At 73.5% G+C, this 15823-nt stretch carries 13 protein-coding genes; 7 read left to right on the top strand and 6 right to left on the bottom strand.

Annotated elements, in window-relative coordinates; translation table 11 throughout:
* Window positions 1-24 precede the first annotated feature (24 nt).
* The 5 genes from ABZ880_RS27905 to ABZ880_RS27885 all read right to left on the bottom strand — a co-directional run bounded on the left by ABZ880_RS27905 (window position 25) and on the right by ABZ880_RS27885 (window position 5085).
* Window positions 25-1260 carry a ketosynthase chain-length factor gene (locus tag ABZ880_RS27905; RefSeq protein WP_361267824.1) on the bottom strand — a complete coding sequence of 412 codons (1236 nt, stop codon included), beginning with the start codon at window positions 1258-1260 and terminating at the stop codon, window positions 25-27.
* Window positions 1257-2546, bottom strand: a complete 1290-nt coding sequence (locus tag ABZ880_RS27900) for a beta-ketoacyl-[acyl-carrier-protein] synthase family protein (RefSeq protein WP_361267822.1) — start codon at window positions 2544-2546, stop codon at window positions 1257-1259. Before ABZ880_RS27900 ends, ABZ880_RS27905 begins: the two co-directional genes overlap by 4 nt.
* A 6-nt stretch (window positions 2547-2552) precedes the next feature.
* Window positions 2553-3362, bottom strand: a complete 810-nt coding sequence (locus ABZ880_RS27895; RefSeq protein ID WP_361267820.1) for an alpha/beta fold hydrolase — start codon at window positions 3360-3362, stop codon at window positions 2553-2555.
* Window positions 3359-4129, bottom strand: coding sequence for a cyclase family protein (locus ABZ880_RS27890; protein WP_361267818.1), 771 nt, complete (start codon window positions 4127-4129; stop codon window positions 3359-3361). Before ABZ880_RS27890 ends, ABZ880_RS27895 begins: the two co-directional genes overlap by 4 nt.
* 137 nt (window positions 4130-4266) lie before the next feature.
* Entirely contained in the window at window positions 4267-5085 is an 819-nt protein-coding gene (locus ABZ880_RS27885) for an AfsR/SARP family transcriptional regulator (protein ID WP_361267816.1), read from the bottom strand.
* A 314-nt stretch (window positions 5086-5399) separates the two neighbouring features.
* Here ABZ880_RS27885 and ABZ880_RS27880 point away from each other — a divergent pair, with 314 nt between their 5' ends.
* The 4 genes from ABZ880_RS27880 to ABZ880_RS27865 all read left to right on the top strand — a co-directional run bounded on the left by ABZ880_RS27880 (window position 5400) and on the right by ABZ880_RS27865 (window position 11036).
* Window positions 5400-5558: a hypothetical protein gene (locus ABZ880_RS27880; protein ID WP_361267814.1), complete on the top strand. Its 159-nt coding sequence runs from the start codon at window positions 5400-5402 to the stop codon at window positions 5556-5558.
* A complete protein-coding gene (locus ABZ880_RS27875) occupies window positions 5558-7873 on the top strand; it encodes a TOMM precursor leader peptide-binding protein (protein ID WP_361267812.1) in 2316 nt (771 codons plus the stop codon). The genes ABZ880_RS27880 and ABZ880_RS27875 overlap by 1 nt, the downstream gene beginning before the upstream one ends.
* Window positions 7874-7938: 65 nt before the next feature.
* Window positions 7939-8625, top strand: a complete 687-nt coding sequence (locus tag ABZ880_RS27870; protein ID WP_361267810.1) for a hypothetical protein — start codon at window positions 7939-7941, stop codon at window positions 8623-8625.
* Window positions 8626-8675: 50 nt separating this feature from the next.
* Window positions 8676-11036, top strand: a complete 2361-nt coding sequence (locus ABZ880_RS27865; protein ID WP_361267808.1) for a histidine kinase — start codon at window positions 8676-8678, stop codon at window positions 11034-11036.
* Between the two features lie 18 nt (window positions 11037-11054).
* On the opposite strand, the gene ABZ880_RS27860 is transcribed toward ABZ880_RS27865, so the two are convergent.
* Entirely contained in the window at window positions 11055-11669 is a 615-nt protein-coding gene (locus ABZ880_RS27860) for a response regulator transcription factor (protein ID WP_361267806.1), read from the bottom strand.
* A gap of 244 nt (window positions 11670-11913) precedes the next feature.
* Here ABZ880_RS27860 and ABZ880_RS27855 point away from each other — a divergent pair, with 244 nt between their 5' ends.
* The 3 genes from ABZ880_RS27855 to ABZ880_RS27845 all read left to right on the top strand — a co-directional run bounded on the left by ABZ880_RS27855 (window position 11914) and on the right by ABZ880_RS27845 (window position 15720).
* Complete coding sequence (locus ABZ880_RS27855; RefSeq protein WP_361267804.1) at window positions 11914-12207, top strand: DUF6059 family protein; 294 nt, start codon at window positions 11914-11916, stop codon at window positions 12205-12207.
* 91 nt (window positions 12208-12298) lie between these two features.
* Window positions 12299-14002, top strand: coding sequence for an AMP-binding protein (locus ABZ880_RS27850; protein WP_361267802.1), 1704 nt, complete (start codon window positions 12299-12301; stop codon window positions 14000-14002).
* Window positions 13999-15720: an acyl-CoA dehydrogenase gene (locus tag ABZ880_RS27845; RefSeq protein ID WP_361267800.1), complete on the top strand. Its 1722-nt coding sequence runs from the start codon at window positions 13999-14001 to the stop codon at window positions 15718-15720. Before ABZ880_RS27850 ends, ABZ880_RS27845 begins: the two co-directional genes overlap by 4 nt.
* Window positions 15721-15823 lie beyond the last annotated feature (103 nt).

Below are 15823 nucleotides of genomic sequence, written 5' to 3'. Positions count from 1 at the left end.
AAGTCGCCTTTCTGGTGGAGGAGTTCAGTCGTCTGCCGTGATCACGGCCGCGGCGTTGAAGCCGCCCCGGCCGCGCGCCAGCACCAGCGCCGTGCGGACCGGGCCGCGCCGCGCCTCGGTGACCAGGTCGAGGGCGTAACCCGCGGCCGGCGCCGGGACATTGACGGTGGGCGGGATCACCGCGTCCCGCACCGACAGCAGCGCCGCCGCCAGGTCGAGGGAGGCGCCGCCCGCCAGCAGCCGGCCGGTCATCGTCTTGGGGGCGGTCACCGGCACGCCGTGCGCCCCGAACAGCGCGGTGAGGGCGTCAGCCTCCTGCCGGTCCAGCTCGGGCACCCCGGCCGCGTCGGCGAACACGACGTCGACCGCGGAGGGCGCCAACGAGGCTTCGTCCAGGGCCAGTTCGGCGGCCCGTCGCAGGCCCGGCGCACCGCCCTTCCCGGGCGCCGGGTCGAACGTCGCCGCGTACCCGGCGAGCCGCCCGTACACCCGCGCCCCGCGCGCCCGTGCCGCCTCCGCGTCCTCCAGTACGAGGATCGCGCCGCCCTCTCCGACGACGTACCCGCCGGCCTCGGCGTCGAAGGGGAGGTAGGCCCGGGCCGGGTCCGCGACCGTGCTCATGCGGCCGCCCGCGAGCTGCGCGGTCCAGCCCCACGGGCAGATCGCGCCGTCCACCCCGCCGGTGACGATCAGTCTGCTGCCCTTGCGCAGCTGCCGCCGCGCCTGGGCGACCGCGTCGATGCCGCCCGCCTGCTCGGTGACCAGGACGCCGCTCGGCCCGCGCAGCCCGTGCCGGATGGAGATCTGGCCGGTGTTGACGGCGTAGAACCAGGCGTACGACTGGTACGCGCTGACGTACTGGCCGCCCTTGCTCCACAGCGCCTGCAGCTCGCGCTGCCCGTACTCGAAGCCGCCCGCCGAGGCCGCGGTGACCACTCCGGCGGAGTACGGCGGCAGCTCGTCCGGGGCGGCGCCGCTGTCCTCGACGGCCTCCTTGGCCGCGGTGAGCGCGAGGCGCGTCATGTGGTCGGTCGCGGGCAGCAGACGGTTGGGGACGTGCGCGGCGGGGTCGAAGTCGGGTACCTCTCCGGCGAGTCGGGCCGGGTAGCCCGACGCGTCGAAGCGGGAGACCGGGCGGATGCCGCTCCGGCCCTCCAGCGTCGCCCGCCACCATGCCTGCGTACCGAGGCCGTTGGGCGCGGCGACGCCGATGCCGGTGAAGACGGCGGTCGCGGTGCGGGTCGGCAGTGCGGTGGTCATGCGGCCGTACCTTCCTTCGTACGGCCCGGTCGCCCGGGCCTGGTGAGCACGATCGCGCTCTGGAAGCCGCCGAACCCGCTGCCCACGCTGAGCACCGTGTCGATCTCCTTCTCGCGCGCCGTGACCGGTGTGTAGTCGAGGTCGCACTTGGGGTCGGCCTCGTGCAGATTGGCGGTGGGCGGCACCACGCCGTGCTCGATGGCGAGCGCGGACGCGGCGATCTCCAGCGAGCCGATCGCGCCCAGCGAGTGCCCGATCATCGACTTGATCGAGGAGACGGGCGTGTCGTACGCGTGCTCGCCGAGGCTCCGCTTGAAGGCGGCCGTCTCGTGCCGGTCGTTCTGCAGCGTGCCCGAGCCGTGCGCGTTGATGTAGTCGACGTCGGTGCCGGGGATGCCGGCTTCGGCGAGCGCGACCGTGATCGCCTCCGCCATCTCGGCGCCGTCGGCCCGAAGTCCCGTCATGTGGTACGCGTTGGAGCGCGAGGCGAACCCGGCGATCTCCGCGTAGATGTGCGCACCGCGGGCGACGGCCTGCTCGTACTCCTCCAGCACGAAGACGGCCGAACCCTCGCCCAGGACAAAGCCGTTGCGCGACTTGTCGAAGGGGCGGGAGGCGGTCTCCGGTTCCTCGTTGCGGTTCGACGTCGCCTTGATGGCGTCGAAGCAGGCCACCGAGATCGGCGAGATCGGGGCCTCGGTGGCCCCTGCGACCATCACGTCGGCGCTGCCCTCGCGGATCAGCTCGACGGCGTGCCCGACGGAGTCGAGGCCGGAGGTGCAGCCGGTGGACACCACCGCCGTCGGCCCCTGCGCGCCGAACTCCCAGGCCACCTCGGCCGCGAACGAACTCGGCACGAAGTAGTCGTACAGATGCGGTACGGCCCGCTCGTGGTCGACCAGCCAGGCGGCGCCGTCGTCGCTGACGGCCGCGTACTCGTAGTCCAGGCCGGTGGTGGCGCCGACCGCGCTGCCGATGGTGACACCGGTGCGGAAGGGGTCCGCGGCGGCCATGTCGAGTCCGCTGTCCGCGACCGCCTCACGGGCGGCGACCAGCGCGAACTGGGCGGCCCGGTCCAGTCGTTGACCCTGTTCCTCGGTCAGCCCCTGGGCGACCGGGTCGAAGTCGACCTCGGCGGCGATGCGCGACCGGAACGCCGAGGCGTCGAAGAGCGAGATCGCCCGGGTCGCGGTGCGGCCCTCGGTCAGCAGGGACCAGTACTCCTTGGTGCCGACGCCCCCGGGGGCGACCACACCGATTCCGGTAATGACGACGCGTCGGCTCACCAGGCGTCACCTCTCTGATCGGTCGGCTGTTGCGACGAGTGTCGAGGGGCCGTCTTGACCGGCACTCGACTCGTCTTGGAACGGCTCCCGCAGCTCCTCGGCCACCTCGCGCAGCAGCCGCGGTACGGACGCCTCCCGTACGAAGAAGTGGCCGCCCGGCAGGGTCTGCAGCCGGAACTCGGCGTCCGTGTAGTCCGCCCACTCGGCCATGTCGGCCAGCGGGGAGATCGGGTCGTCCCGCCCGGCGAGCGCGATCAGCGGCGTACGCAGCCGTGTCCCCGCCCCGGCCCGGCACAGCGACTCCCCGAGCCGCAGGTCGTCCCGAAGCGCGGGCACCACCCGCCGCCGCCACAGCCCCACGTCCCGGCCCGTCGCCTCCGCCGGTACGGCGTCCAGGTCGACCAGCAGCTCCAGGAGTTGGACGTCGGGCAGGCCGAGGCTGCGCAGCAGCAGGTTGCGCAGATGCGGCGGCGGTACGGCGCCCACCACCACCCGGGCCGGCGGGTGCAGCCCGTCCTCCTCCAGCGCCAGCGTCAGCGCGTGCGCGACGAGACCGCCGAGGCTGTGTCCGTAGAGCAGATACGGCCGGTCCAGCAGCGGAAGGATCAACTCCCGTAGCTCGCCCATGAGTTCGGCGGCATCGGTGATGCGCGGCTCGCGCGAGCGGGGCCCGCGGCCGGGCAGCAGCACCGGCACCACCTCGGCGGCGTCGCCGAGTTCGCGCTGCCAGCGGGTGAAGGAGGAGATGCCGGCGCCCGCGTGGTGGAAGCAGAACAGCCAGGGTGCCGCCATCTCCGAGCTCGTACGCAGCCTCATGGCTCGATCAGGGCCACGGCCCGGGTCCAGCCCGCTCCCGCACCGGCGATCTTCACGGGGAAGCAGGACACCCGGAAGCCGTGCGCGGGCAGGGTGTCGAGGTTCGCGAGCCGCTCCACCTGGCAGTACTCGCGGCGCCGGCCGGCGAAGTGTGCGGGCCACAGCACCGAGCGGTCGCCGGTCTCCTGGAAGGTGCGGATCATGTGCCCGAAGGGAGCGTCCAGGCTCCAGGCGTCGGTGCCGATGACCCGGACGCCGAGGTCGAGGAGGTGGTCGGTGGCGGGACCGTCGAGCCCCGCGAAGTCGGTGAAGTAGCGGGGCGTACCGGCGAATTGGGACGCGCCCGTGTGCAGCAGCACGATGTCCAGGGGCCGCGGCACATACCCGGCGTCGGCGATCGCCTTCTCCAGCCGCTCGACGCCGATGGCCCCGATGCCGACGTCGGAGACGTCCAGCACCACCGCCGGGCGCAGGAACCAGTCGAGCGGCATCTCGTCGATGTTGCGCGGCCGACCGTACTCACCGACCGAGCCGTAGTGCGAGGGCGCGTCCACATGGGTGCCGGTGTGGCTGGTCAGGGTGAGCGTGTCCAGCGACAGCAGCTCACCGCCGGGCAGGTCGGCGGGGTCGAAGTCGAGGCCGAAGTGCTCCTTCATCTCCGCCGCCATGTGCCGGGCCCCCTCGGCGGGCGTCATGATCTCGTGCACGATCGGGTCCGGCTCCCACCCGGCCGCGTCCACGGCGGACGACAGGTCGATGACTCGCAAGGTGAACCCCCAGGTTCGGTAGGAGAGTTGCGGGTGCACGGTGCGGCCGGACGCTGGAGGACCGGTCGAGCACGACAAGCGCCGGACCCCGCCCCCTCGTGAAGGGCGGGGTCCGGCGCGGGTGCGTGCCTGGTGGTTCAGGCGGCGAAAAGGTCCAGCGTGCGGCGGCCCCCCGAGGTCGCCGCGTCCAGGGAAGGGTCCCCGGCGAGCACCGCGTGGTGCAGCTGCTGCAGCCGCACGGACGGGTCCAGGCCCAGCTCGTCGGCGAGGCCGCGCCGCAGGTTCTGGTACACGTCCAGTGCCTGCCACTGCCGCCCCGAGCGGTACAGCGCCACCATGCACTGGGCGTGCAGCCCCTCGTGCAGCGGATGACGTGCCGTCAGGGAGGTGAGTTCCGCGAGCAGTTGCATGTGCCGGCCGAGCCGGAGGTCGCAGTCGATGCGCTGTTCCAGCACCTCGAGCCGGCTCTCCTCGAGACGCACCAGCTCGATCTCCAGCAGCGGACCGAGCCGTACGTCGACCAGGGCCGGCCCGCGCCACATGGCGAGCGCGTCCCGGTACAGCGCGGCGGCCGTGGTGTCGTCGCCGCGGTCGGCTTCGGCCCGGGCGGTCGCCACGAGCCGGTCGTACTCGTGCACGTCCACCGAGCCGGGCTGCACCTCGAGCAGGTAGCCGCCGTGCCGGGTCGCCAGCACCTCCCGGGCGCCGTAGGGGCTGTCGGGCCCGAGCGCCTTCCCGATCAGGCGGCGCAGCTGGAGGATGTAGGTCTGCAGCGTGGTCAGGGCGCTGCGGGGCATGTCGCCGCCCCAGATCTCCTCCATCAGCGTCGGCACGGGCACGACCTGGTTCGCGTACACGGACAGCAGGGCCAGGATCTGCCGGGGCTTGCCGGCGCTGGGGACGATCGATGTGCCACCTGTTTCGGCCATGAGTGGGCCGAGCACCTTGATCTCCATCGTGGGTTCCTCCGGGGTTGGATCCGCCGGACCTCCCCGTCGTATCGGGCCCGGCTGCAACACCATCCGAAGCTCTCATCGGGCCGTGTTTCCGGCCAGTGCCGTCCTCCTGAACCCGGCATGCGGCTGTCCCTGTGACGAGTGTGAAAGTTTCATGCCCATCCGGTGACCGTGGCACTGGGGAGGGGCGGATTCCGGCGGCAGTGTTCTCCACGTCGGCCCGACCGGAACACAAGCGCCGAGGGGATCACACCCCGCCGCCGGACGCACCGACGAGTCCACCGACCAACCCACTGACCAAGGGATGGAAGACCATGACGGGGAACACGTTTGCCGCTGCCGCCGCCCAGGACGACCTGGTGATCGAGGAGTTCGGCCGGAGCACGACGGCGTACCAGGCACCGCTGATGACCCACATCTGCAGCGTGACCGTGCTGCCGGCCGCCGCCGACGCCGCTTCGTACAACGCCTGATGACGGCCGTCGAGTCCGCCGCCCCGCTGCTGGGGTTCAAGCCGCACCTGCGGGTCGAGCAGGTGCCCGGTGAAGCGGTGTACCTGATCTCGGACCAGCGGGTGACCGCACTGCACGGCGAGCAGATAGCCCGCCTGGCGCCGCTCCTCGACGGCACCCGCCCGCTGGACCGCATCGCCCGCGACGCCGCGGACGCCCTGCCGCCCGGACAGGCCGCCCATCTGGTGCACCGCCTCGAGGACGCGGGCCTGCTGACCACCCGCGACCACGCGCCCACCCCGGGCGAGGCCGCCGAGCAGGCGTACTGGGAGGCGGCCGGCCTCGACGGATCCGCGGCGGCGGAGGGCCGCGGATCCGGAACGGTCGGTGCGGTCTCGGTAGGCAGCACGCCGGCACGGGAGTTGGCCGCGGTGCTGCGGGCGGCGGGCCTGACGGTCCCGGACGAGGCGGAAGCCTCCGCCGGCTCCCTCACCGCCGGCGAGGCTCCCGCCGGCACCCTCACCGTCGTCGCCTGCGACGACTACCTCGACCCCGCGCTCGCGGTCGTCGACGCCGAGCACCGGGCGGCCGGGCGGCGCTGGCTGCCGGTGCGGACCGAGGGCACCGAGCAGTGGATCGGCCCCTTCTTCGGCGACCCGGACGGGCCCTGCTGGGCCTGTCTCGCCGAACGGCTGTGGCGCTCCCGGCCGGTGGAGGCGCACGTCCAGCGGATGCTGGGCCGCTCGGGCCCGGTGCCCCGGCCCTCGTGCGGTCTGCCCGCCGCGCGTCTCGCCGCGCTGCAGACCGCCGCCCTGGAAGCCGCCAAGTGGCTCTCCGGCTTCCGGCACCCCAGCCAGCTCGCCCTGCGCACCCTCGACGGCCTCACCCTCAATGCCGCCCTGCATCCGGTACGGCGCCGCCCGCAGTGCCCGACCTGCGGCGAGCCCGGCACGGCGGCGGCCCAGGTGCAGGCCCCGGTGACGCTGCGCTCCCGCATCAAGAACGACACCACGGGCGGCGGCCACCGCAGCCTCACCCCACGGCAGTTGCTGGGCCGCTTCGGCCACCACCTCGACCCGGTGACCGGTCTGGTCCGGGAGATCCGCCGGGACATGCGCGGCCCGGAGTTCTTCCACTCCTACTGCGCCGGCACCAACCCCGCGGCGGGCCAGGGCCTCGGCGCCCTCAGGGCCGGCCTGCGCAGCAGCTGCGGCGGCAAGGGCACGACCGCGCTGCAGGCCGAGGTGGGCGCGTTGGCCGAGGCCCTCGAACGGCACAGCGGCCACCTGGAGGGCGGCGAGTCGGTCGTCACCGGCAGCTACCGCGACCTCGCCCCGGCCGCGATCCACCCGGACGCCGTCCAGCTCTACGACCCGCGCCAGCACACCGGCCGCGCCGACTGGAACGCCCGCCACAGCGGCTTCCAGTACGTCTGCGACCCCTTCGACGAGAACGCCGAGACGGGCTGGACCCCGCTGTGGTCCCTCACCGAGCAGCGGCACAGACTCCTGCCCACCTCGCTTCTCTACTACGGCGTCCCGCAGCCCCCGGGCCGCGTCTTCTGCCTGGCCAACTCCAACGGCACGGCCGCGGGCGGCACCCTGGAGGACGCCGTACTGCAAGGTTTCCTCGAACTGATAGAACGCGACGCCCTCGCCCTGTGGTGGTACAACCGCACCCGCCACCCCGCCGTCGACCTGGACGCCTTCGCCGACCCGTGGATCACCGAACTGCGGGGTGTGTACGCCTCGTTGGAGCGCGAGGTGTGGGTCCTCGACCTCACCGCCGACCTCGGCATCCCGGTCCTCGCGGCCGTCTCCCGCCGCACCGACCGCGCCCCGGGCGAACCGGAGGAGATCATGTTCGGCTTCGGCGCCCACTTCGACACCCGTGTCGCCCTGCGCCGCGCCCTGACCGAGCTCAACCAGATGATGCCGCACGTCGTCGACGGCGTCGGAGCGAGGAGCAGCGCCGCCGACGACCCCGACGTCGGCCACTGGCTGCGCACGGCCACTGTCGCCGACCACCCCTACCTGCTGCCCGACGGCTCGACCCCCACCGGGCCCGGCACGCACCCGTACACTCCCCGCGAAGATCTGTGCGAGGACATCGAGACGGCCGTGGCCCTGCTGCGTACCCACGGCATGGAACTGCTCGTCCTGGACCAGACCCGCCCCGACGTCGGCCTCCCGGTGGTCCGCGTCGTGGTCCCCGGCCTGCGCCCGCACTGGGCCCGCTTCGCCCCCGGCCGCCTCTACGACGTCCCGGTACGGCTGGGCAGACGTACCGAACCGACCCGATACGAGGACCTCAACCCCGTACCGCTGTTCCTGTAGCGGCTCCCCACAGCCGCTGCCGCTCCACCCGATCCCCCCACACCCATCCACCCGGAAGGACCCTCATGCGCATCGACCGTCTCGCGGCCCCCGAACTCTCGGAGCTGTGGTCGCTGCGCGAGGACGTCACCGTCCGGTTCGACGGCGACGCCGCCCTGCTGCGCACGCCGTGGGGCCGCCGGTTCGTCCCGCGGCCCGCCCCCGCCGTCCGCGAGGCGCTGCGCCGGATGCTGCTCGGCCCGGTCTCGCTCGCCAACGTGGTGCCCGGCTTCCCCGGCTACGACGTGCCCGAGGAGCGCTGGGACGACGCCTCGCGCGAGGTCCTCGCCGTCCTCGACGCCCACCAGGACGTGGTCGTACGCCATCTCGCGGCCGGTGCCGCGCTGTGCCTGAGCGTGGTGCCCATGGCACCCGAGGCCCGCTTCAGCCTGCCGTCCGCCGAACCGGGCCCCGCCGCCCGGCTCCGGGACGACGTGGCCGTACGTGACGAAGGACGCACCACGGTCCTGTACGCCCCCCGGCTCCAGCACCGCCTCGAACTCCACGGCCCCGAGGCGGACCTGCTCCTGCAGCGGCTGCGCGGCCGCCACGACGACGGTGCCGCCCCGGCGCACCCCCCGCCGGCCGTCGCCAGCGCCGCCCGCTGCTACGCGGCCGCCGCCGGACTGCTCGCCGAGGGCGCGGCACCCGGCGGCGCGGCTGTGCGACGGATCGGGCAAGGGCTACTGATCAGGGACGATGATTCTTTATGATCCGGGCCTGGAACGTGCTGTGACCGAGCACCGTGATCCATGGGGGAATCTTGAGCACAATCACAGCCGGCCGCGCGGACGGAGACACCGTCCCGGCCGGCAGTCAGGAGCTACCGCCACGCAAGGCGATAGCCATCACGGCCGTCGTCCTCGTCGGCTTCTTCGTCATCGACGGCTCGTACGTCTGGGCCGAACATCCGCCCGCCTGGGAGCGCGTCGGCGCCCTGTCCGGTTTCGCCGGGATGCTGGTTCTGCAACTCGGCCACTCCTTCCCGCGGTTGTTCCCCTTTCTGACCCGCTACCGCTATGCGACCTGGGCCCTGCAGGGCCTGCTCGCCTATCTGCCCATCGCGGTGTTCGGGGTGGCGTGGGGCGGCATGACCGAGTTCCTCACGGCCTCCGCCGTGCTGGTCTTTCCCGCCGTGTTCGGCTGGCCGTTGTTCGGCCTGTGCGCGGCCGGGGAGATCGTGGTCTTCTACCACTACGGGCCGGGCTGGGCCGCCACCGCCTATGCCGCGGTCGAGGCCGTACTGATCCCGCTGATCGTGATCGGCCTCTCGCGAATGTCCGACATGATCGTCAAACTGCACCGTTCGCGCGCCGAGCTGTCCGAGCTGGCGGTCGCCGGTGAACGGCTGCGCTTCGCCCGGGACCTGCACGACGTGCTCGGCTTCAGCCTCTCGGCGATCTCCCTGAAGTGCGAACTGACCTATCGCCTGCTCGCCGACGCCTCCGCGAAGGCGCAGGACGAGCTCACGGAGATCCTGCACACCTCCCGCAAGGCACTGGCCGACGTGCGCTCGGTCAGCCGCGGCTACCGGGAGATGTCCCTGTCCGGGGAGGCCGACGCGGCCGTGTCGATGCTGGCCGCGGCCGGTATCCGTACCGATCTGCACTACGACTGCGGGCAGTTGCCGGCCCCGGTGGACACCGCTCTCGCCGCCGCGCTGCGCGAGGGCCTGACCAACATGCTGCGGCACAGCAAGGCCGAGCGGTGTGTGATCGAGGCCGAGGTGGAGACCGGCACCGTGCGGCTCGGCCTCGCCAACGACGGCGTGGGCCGCGCCGCCCGGCTCGTCCACTCGATCCCCGACGGCGGGCTCGCCGCCCTGGAGCGCCGGATCGAGGCGCTCGGCGGCTCGCTCGACCACAGCTGCGGCGACGACGGCTGGTTCCGGCTGGTGGCCACGGTGCCGCTGGCCGAGGAGCCGGAGCCCGATCCGCGCTCCCGCCCGGCCCACGAGACCGGGTCCCCGACGGCCCGCGCGGTCGAGGCCGGCCATGCGGACCTGGTGCCGCGGGCCGCCGCGGCGATCACCTTCGCCGTCCTGGCCGGTTACTTCGCCGCGTACCTGGTCGTGTCGCTCTCCTTCGAACCGGACGCCCCGGAACTGACCGGGGCGGTGCTCTGCCTCCTGGTGATCTTCGGCCTCCACCTTGCCGAATCGTTCCACTGGCGCACCCCGTGGGCGGCCCGCTGGCCCGGCCGCCCCCAGTACCTCGCGCTCGCCCTGCTCGCCGTCTTCCAGTTCGCGCCGTACCTGCTCTTCCGCCAGAACTGGGTGGGCATCCCCGGCTTCCTCGCGGGCTCCGCCCTGCTGGTGCTGCCCGCGGCCGCCGCCTGGCCGGCCCTGCTCGCCGTGATCGTCTGCAACGACGCCGCGCTGTACGCGGTGGGCAACGCGGTGCAGGACATCATCTACGAGTCGGCGTACGACGTGATCTGCGCCCTCGTCGTCTTCGGACTGTCGCGGATGGCCCAGCTCGCCTCCGAACTGCACTGGTCCCGCGCCGAGATCGCCCGCCTCGCCGTGATCACCGAACGCCTCCGCTTCGCCCGCGACCTGCACGACCTGCTGGGCTTCAGCCTCTCCGCGATCACCCTCAAGTGCGAACTGGTGCGCAGGCTCGCGCCGGAGAAGCCGGTACGGGCCCAGGAGGAGCTGACCGAGGTGCTGCAGATCGCCCGGCAGGCACTGGCCGACGTACGGATCGTGGCGGGCGGCAACCACCGTATGAGCCTGACCACGGAGGCCGAGAACGCCACCGCCATGCTGGCCGGCGTCGGCATCCGCGCCCAGGTCCGCCTCGACTGCGGTGACCTGCCCTGCGACGTGGACACCGTCCTCGCCACGCTGCTGCGCGAGGGCCTGACCAACGTGCTGCGGCACAGCCAGGCCAGACAGTGCCGGATCACCGCCGACCGCGCGGCGGGCGCGATACGGCTCTCGCTGGTCAACGACGGGGTCGACGGCCGCGGAGAGCCCGTACTGGATTCGCAGAACGGCGGCAGCGGCATCGGCAACCTGTCCACCCGGGTCAAGGCGGTGGGCGGCCGGCTGACGGCCGGCCCGTGCCGGGACGGGTGGTTCGAACTGGCGGCCGAGGTCGAGCTGGAGCCGGTGGGGTAGGGGGGTGCGCGCGGTCGTTCAGATCGCGCGCAGCCAGCCCGCCTCCCGGGCGATGCGGATCGCGTCCACGCGGTTGCGGGCGTTGAGCTTGCTGACCGCCGAGGTCAGATAGTTGCGGACCGTGCCGGAGGAGAGGTGGAGGCGGGCGGCGATGTGCGAGGGCTCATGGCCCTCCGCCGCCAGCTGCAGCACCTCCTGCTCCCGGTCGGTCAGCGGCGAGGGTCCCGAGTCCAGGGTGGCGAGGGCCAGTTCGGGGTCGATGACCCGCTCGCCGGCGGCGACCTTGCGGATCGCGTCGCACAGCTCGTCCGGGTCGGAGTCCTTGGGCAGGAAGCCGGAGACATGGGCGGCCAGCGCCCGGCGCAGGTTCCCGGGTCTGCCCAGGCTGGTGAGGATCAGGGTGCGGCACTCCGGGACGGAGGTGTGCAGCGCGGCCGCGGCGGTGATGCCGTCGGTGCCCGGCAGGTCGATGTCCAGAACGGCGACATCCGGCCGCAGGGCGAGCGCGGTCGGCACGATGTCCGAGCCGGAGGACAGCTCCGCCACGATCTCCAACCCCGATTCCAGCTGGATCAGCGAGACCAGTGCCTTGCGGAGCATGTGCATGTCTTCGGCTATCAGAACTCGTACCACTTAGGCCCCCCGAGCCTCGGTCATGAGTCAGTCTCGGCCAAGTATGCCGTAAGCAGTGGCCAAAGCCGGTGGCCAGATTCCGCACCGCCGCCACGCCTTCGGTCACGGAGCCTCCACGCAAGCTCCAGCAATCCTCCAGCCTGCCCTTCCATCCTCCGAGCCGCCCGGCCGCCGAACGGCCCGGGGGGAAGGGAGAGGCGAGCGATGACGAAGGAAACCCGCGGCTCGAAAGGCGTGCTCTGACATGGCGCGGCGGAAGCGCCCCGGCCAGTGGCGCCGCCGGCTCGGCCGCCTGTTGCGACCGGTGGGCGAGGCCCTCATGGTCTACGGCGGTGTGGATCTGTACCTCGCGGCGGCGGACGGCACCCGGGCCCGGCTGCACGGCCTCGACGACGGCTTCCGGCTGATGGTCGCCGCCGACGCGGACGGACCACCACCGGGCCACCCGGAACGACTGCGCCCCGATGTCCCGCTCAGCCCGCAGGAGTTGGCCCTCCTGCACGACCTGCTGGACGGGGCGCCCGGGTTCCGCAGGTGACAGCACAGTTGATCTTCAAGTGTCCGTTTAGTGCCGGCGCGGAGAGTGGGGTGGACGACATCCGCGCCGAGCCCGACGGGGGAGCAGAGGGATGACACCAGCGAGGAGCTTCACACACGCTCTGGCCGGGCGGTTCGCCGCAGGCGCCGGGGACACCGCTCTGCTCTGCCTGGACGAGGAGGGCCGCTCCACCGCCCACACGTACGGCGAACTCGACGCCCGAGCCCGGACCGTGGCCGCCGCGCTGGACGGCCGCGGTGCCGCGGGCGCGCCGGTCCTGGTCGCCACCGGCGGCGGCGCGGACACGGTGGCGGCGCTGCTCGGCTGCCTGTACGCCGGTGCGGTGGCCGTGCCCGTGCCGCCGCCGGATGCGTCCCGGGCCGCCGCCGAGCGCACCGCCGCCATCGCCGCGGAGACCGACGCCCCGCTGCTGCTCACCCACTCCGCCGAAGCACCCGAGTTCTCGCGCCGGCTCTCCGCGGCCGGACGCCAGGCGGTGGTGTGCCTCGCGGTCGACAACCTGGGCGCCCAGCACGCCGATTGGCGACTGCCCGCCGTCGACGGTAGGGATCTCGCCCTGATCCAGTACACCTCGGGCAGCACGGCCGCCCCGCGTGGCGTCCGGGTCACCCACGCCAACCTGCTCGCCACCATGGAGAGCCTCAGGCACGCCCTGCGCACCGACCGCACCGACCGCATCGGCGGCTGGCTGCCGCTCCACCACGACCTGGGCCTGATCGGGCAGCTCCTGCACCCGCTCTGGCTCGGCGCCACCGCCGTGCTCATGCCCGGGCGTCTGTTCGCCGCAGACCCGTTGCGCTGGCTGCACGAGGCGGCCCGGCACGGCGTCACGGTCACCGCGGCCCCGGACTCGGCCTACGCCCGCTGCCTGGCCGCCGTCACGGACGCCGACCTCGCCCGCCTCGACCTCGGCCGGCTGAGGCTCGCCGTCAACGCCTCCGAGCCGGTCTCCGCGGTCACACAGGCCGCCTTCGCACGCCGCTTCGCCACGGCGGGCCTGCGCCCCGAGGCCCTGGTCGCGGGCTACGGCCTGGCCGAGGCGACCCTGCTGGTCAGCGTCGGCGCCCCGACCACCACCACCTTCTCCGCCGCCGAACTGGAGCACGGCACCCTGACCCCACCGGCCCCGGGCCACCCGGTCCGCGCCCTCGCCGCCAGCGGCCGCCCCACCTCCGTCACCGTCCGCATAGTCGACCCGTCCACCTCGACGGTCCTCCCGGACGGCTCGGTGGGCGAGATCTGGCTCCGCGGCGAGGCGGTGACCCCCGGCTACTGGCGCCGCCCCACAGAAACAGCGGCCGCCTACGACGCCACGACCGCCGCCGGCGAACACGGCTTCCTCCGCACCGGCGACCTGGGCGCCCTGCTGAACGGCGAGCTGTACGTCACCGGCCGCATCAAGGATGCCCTCCTGGTGGACGGCCGCACCCTGCACCCCCAGGAGGTGGAGCGCCAACTCGCCCTGTCCGGCGCCCCGTTCGGCTCGGCGGTGGTGCTGACGGCCCCCGCCGAGCGCGAGCAGCTGGTCGCCATCCAGGAGATCCACGGCACCGCCTGGAACCCCCGCCAGCTGGCCGACCTGGCCGCCCGCGTACACGGCTGCCTGCACGCCGAGTTCGGCACCGCCCCGGGCAACGTCCTCCTGGTCCGCCCCGGCACGGTCCGCCGCACCACCAGCGGCAAGATCCGCCGCACCCTGATGCGAGACCTCTACACCCGAGGCGAACTGCGCCCGCTGTACGCCCAGTTGGCGGAGGGAGGGCTGAGCCCGTGACCGTGGGAACCCTGCTGGAGGAGACCGTCCACCACCGCGCCGCCCGCCTCGAACACCGCCTCGGCGACCCCGGCGACCCCGCCAACCCCCTCGGCTTCCGTGCCCTCCTCGCCGCCGACGACGACTGTGAACTCCTGCCGGAAGCCGAGGAGTTGCTCGACGACGAGGGGTACGGGGCCGAGTTGGTGCCCGTGGCACTGGGCGGCCGGCTGCACGACGCCGACGGGCTCGTACGGATGCTGCGGCCCGTCTTCCGCCGTGATGTCGCGCTCGGCTTCGGGTACGGCATCACCTCGCTGTTCGCCGCCGCTCCCGTCTTCGCCGCCGGGTCGCCCGGTCAGCAGGGCGCCGTGGCCCGGCTGCTCGCCTCCGGCGGGCGGGCCGCCATCGTGCACCGTTCCCTCGCGCACGGCACCGCCATGCTCCGCGGCGAGGTGGACGCCATGCCCTACGGCGACGGCTACCTGCTGCGCGGCCGCAAGGACGTCGTCATCAACGCCGAGCGGGCCGGCGCGGTCGTCGCCTACGTACGCACCGACCCGGCACCGGGGCCCGCCGCCCACTCGGTGTTCCTGCTCGACCCCGGTCAACTGCCCGGCGAAGGGCTCCGGTTGCTCACCCGCCGCCCCACCACCGGCATGCGCGGCTGCCGTTTCGCCGGTTACGAGTTCGCGGACTGCCGGGTGCCGGGCGACGCCCTGGTCGGCGCGGAGGGCACCGGCGTGCGCCTCGCCCTGCGCACCTTCCAGCTCAACCGCACCCTCATCACCGGCGCGGTGATCGCCTCCGTCGACACGGTGCTGCGCGCCGCCGTACGCGCCGCCCTTGCCACCGGCACCCTCGGCAAACGCCAACGCGGCGTCCTGGCAGGCGTGTTCGCCGACCTCCTGGCGAGCGACAGCTGCGCCGTCGCCGTACTCCGCGCCCTCTCCCTGCTGCCGAACAGCGCCCACCTCGCCGCCGCCGGCCTGAAGTACCTCGTACCGGACCTGCTCCGCGACGACCTGGAGGAGCTGGCCACCGTCCTCGGCGCCGGCGGCTACAGCCGCGACACCGACCAGGGCATGCTCTCCAAACTGCTGCGCGACCTGCCCGCAGCCGGCCTCGGCCACGCCGGCACCGCCTCCTGCCAGGCCGTCGTCATCCCCCAACTCCCCTTGCTGGCCCGCGAGTCCTGGGGCACGGAACCCGAGCCCCCGCCCGCCCTGTTCCGCCCCGACGCACAGGTCCCCGCCCTCGACCTCGCCGCCCTCCAGGTGGCCGGCGGCGGCGACTTCCTGGCCGCCGCGCTGAGCGCCTCCACGGCCCGCCTCGCCGAGAACCGCACACCGGGCCCGTACGGCGAAGCCCTGCGCGCCCTGGCCGCCGCCTTCCGTGCCGCCCTGCTCGACCTCCGGGACAGCTGCCGCGCCCTGGAACCCGGCGACCGCGCGGCACTGACCAGCCCGGCCATGCCCGCGCTCGCCGACCGGCACGCCGTGCTCGGCACCGCAGGCGCCGCCCTCGCCGCCTGGGAACAGCGCACCGACGGCTTCCTCGCCGACCCCGCCTGGCTCGTCCTCGCCCTGCACCGGCTCGGCCGCCGCCTCGGCCTCACCCTCCCGCCCCTCCCCGCGGACTGCGTCGACCGCGTCACGGAGGAACTGCTGGCCCGCTTCCGCGCCGGCCGCGGTCTCGATCTCCACGGGGCGCCGCTGGCGGAAGCAGGCGCGCTGTGAAGAGCCCGGCCGTGACTCCATGGCTCGCCGTGAACACCCCGGCCGGGCCCCCGTTCCTCGTCTCCTTCGTTCTCCACGGCGCACCCCTGGCGGAAGCAGGTAC

It is taken from the genome of Streptomyces sp. NPDC047043, assembly GCF_040644055.1.
Classification (GTDB): domain Bacteria; phylum Actinomycetota; class Actinomycetes; order Streptomycetales; family Streptomycetaceae; genus Streptomyces.
This window is presented reverse-complemented; position numbering and strand designations above follow the sequence as displayed.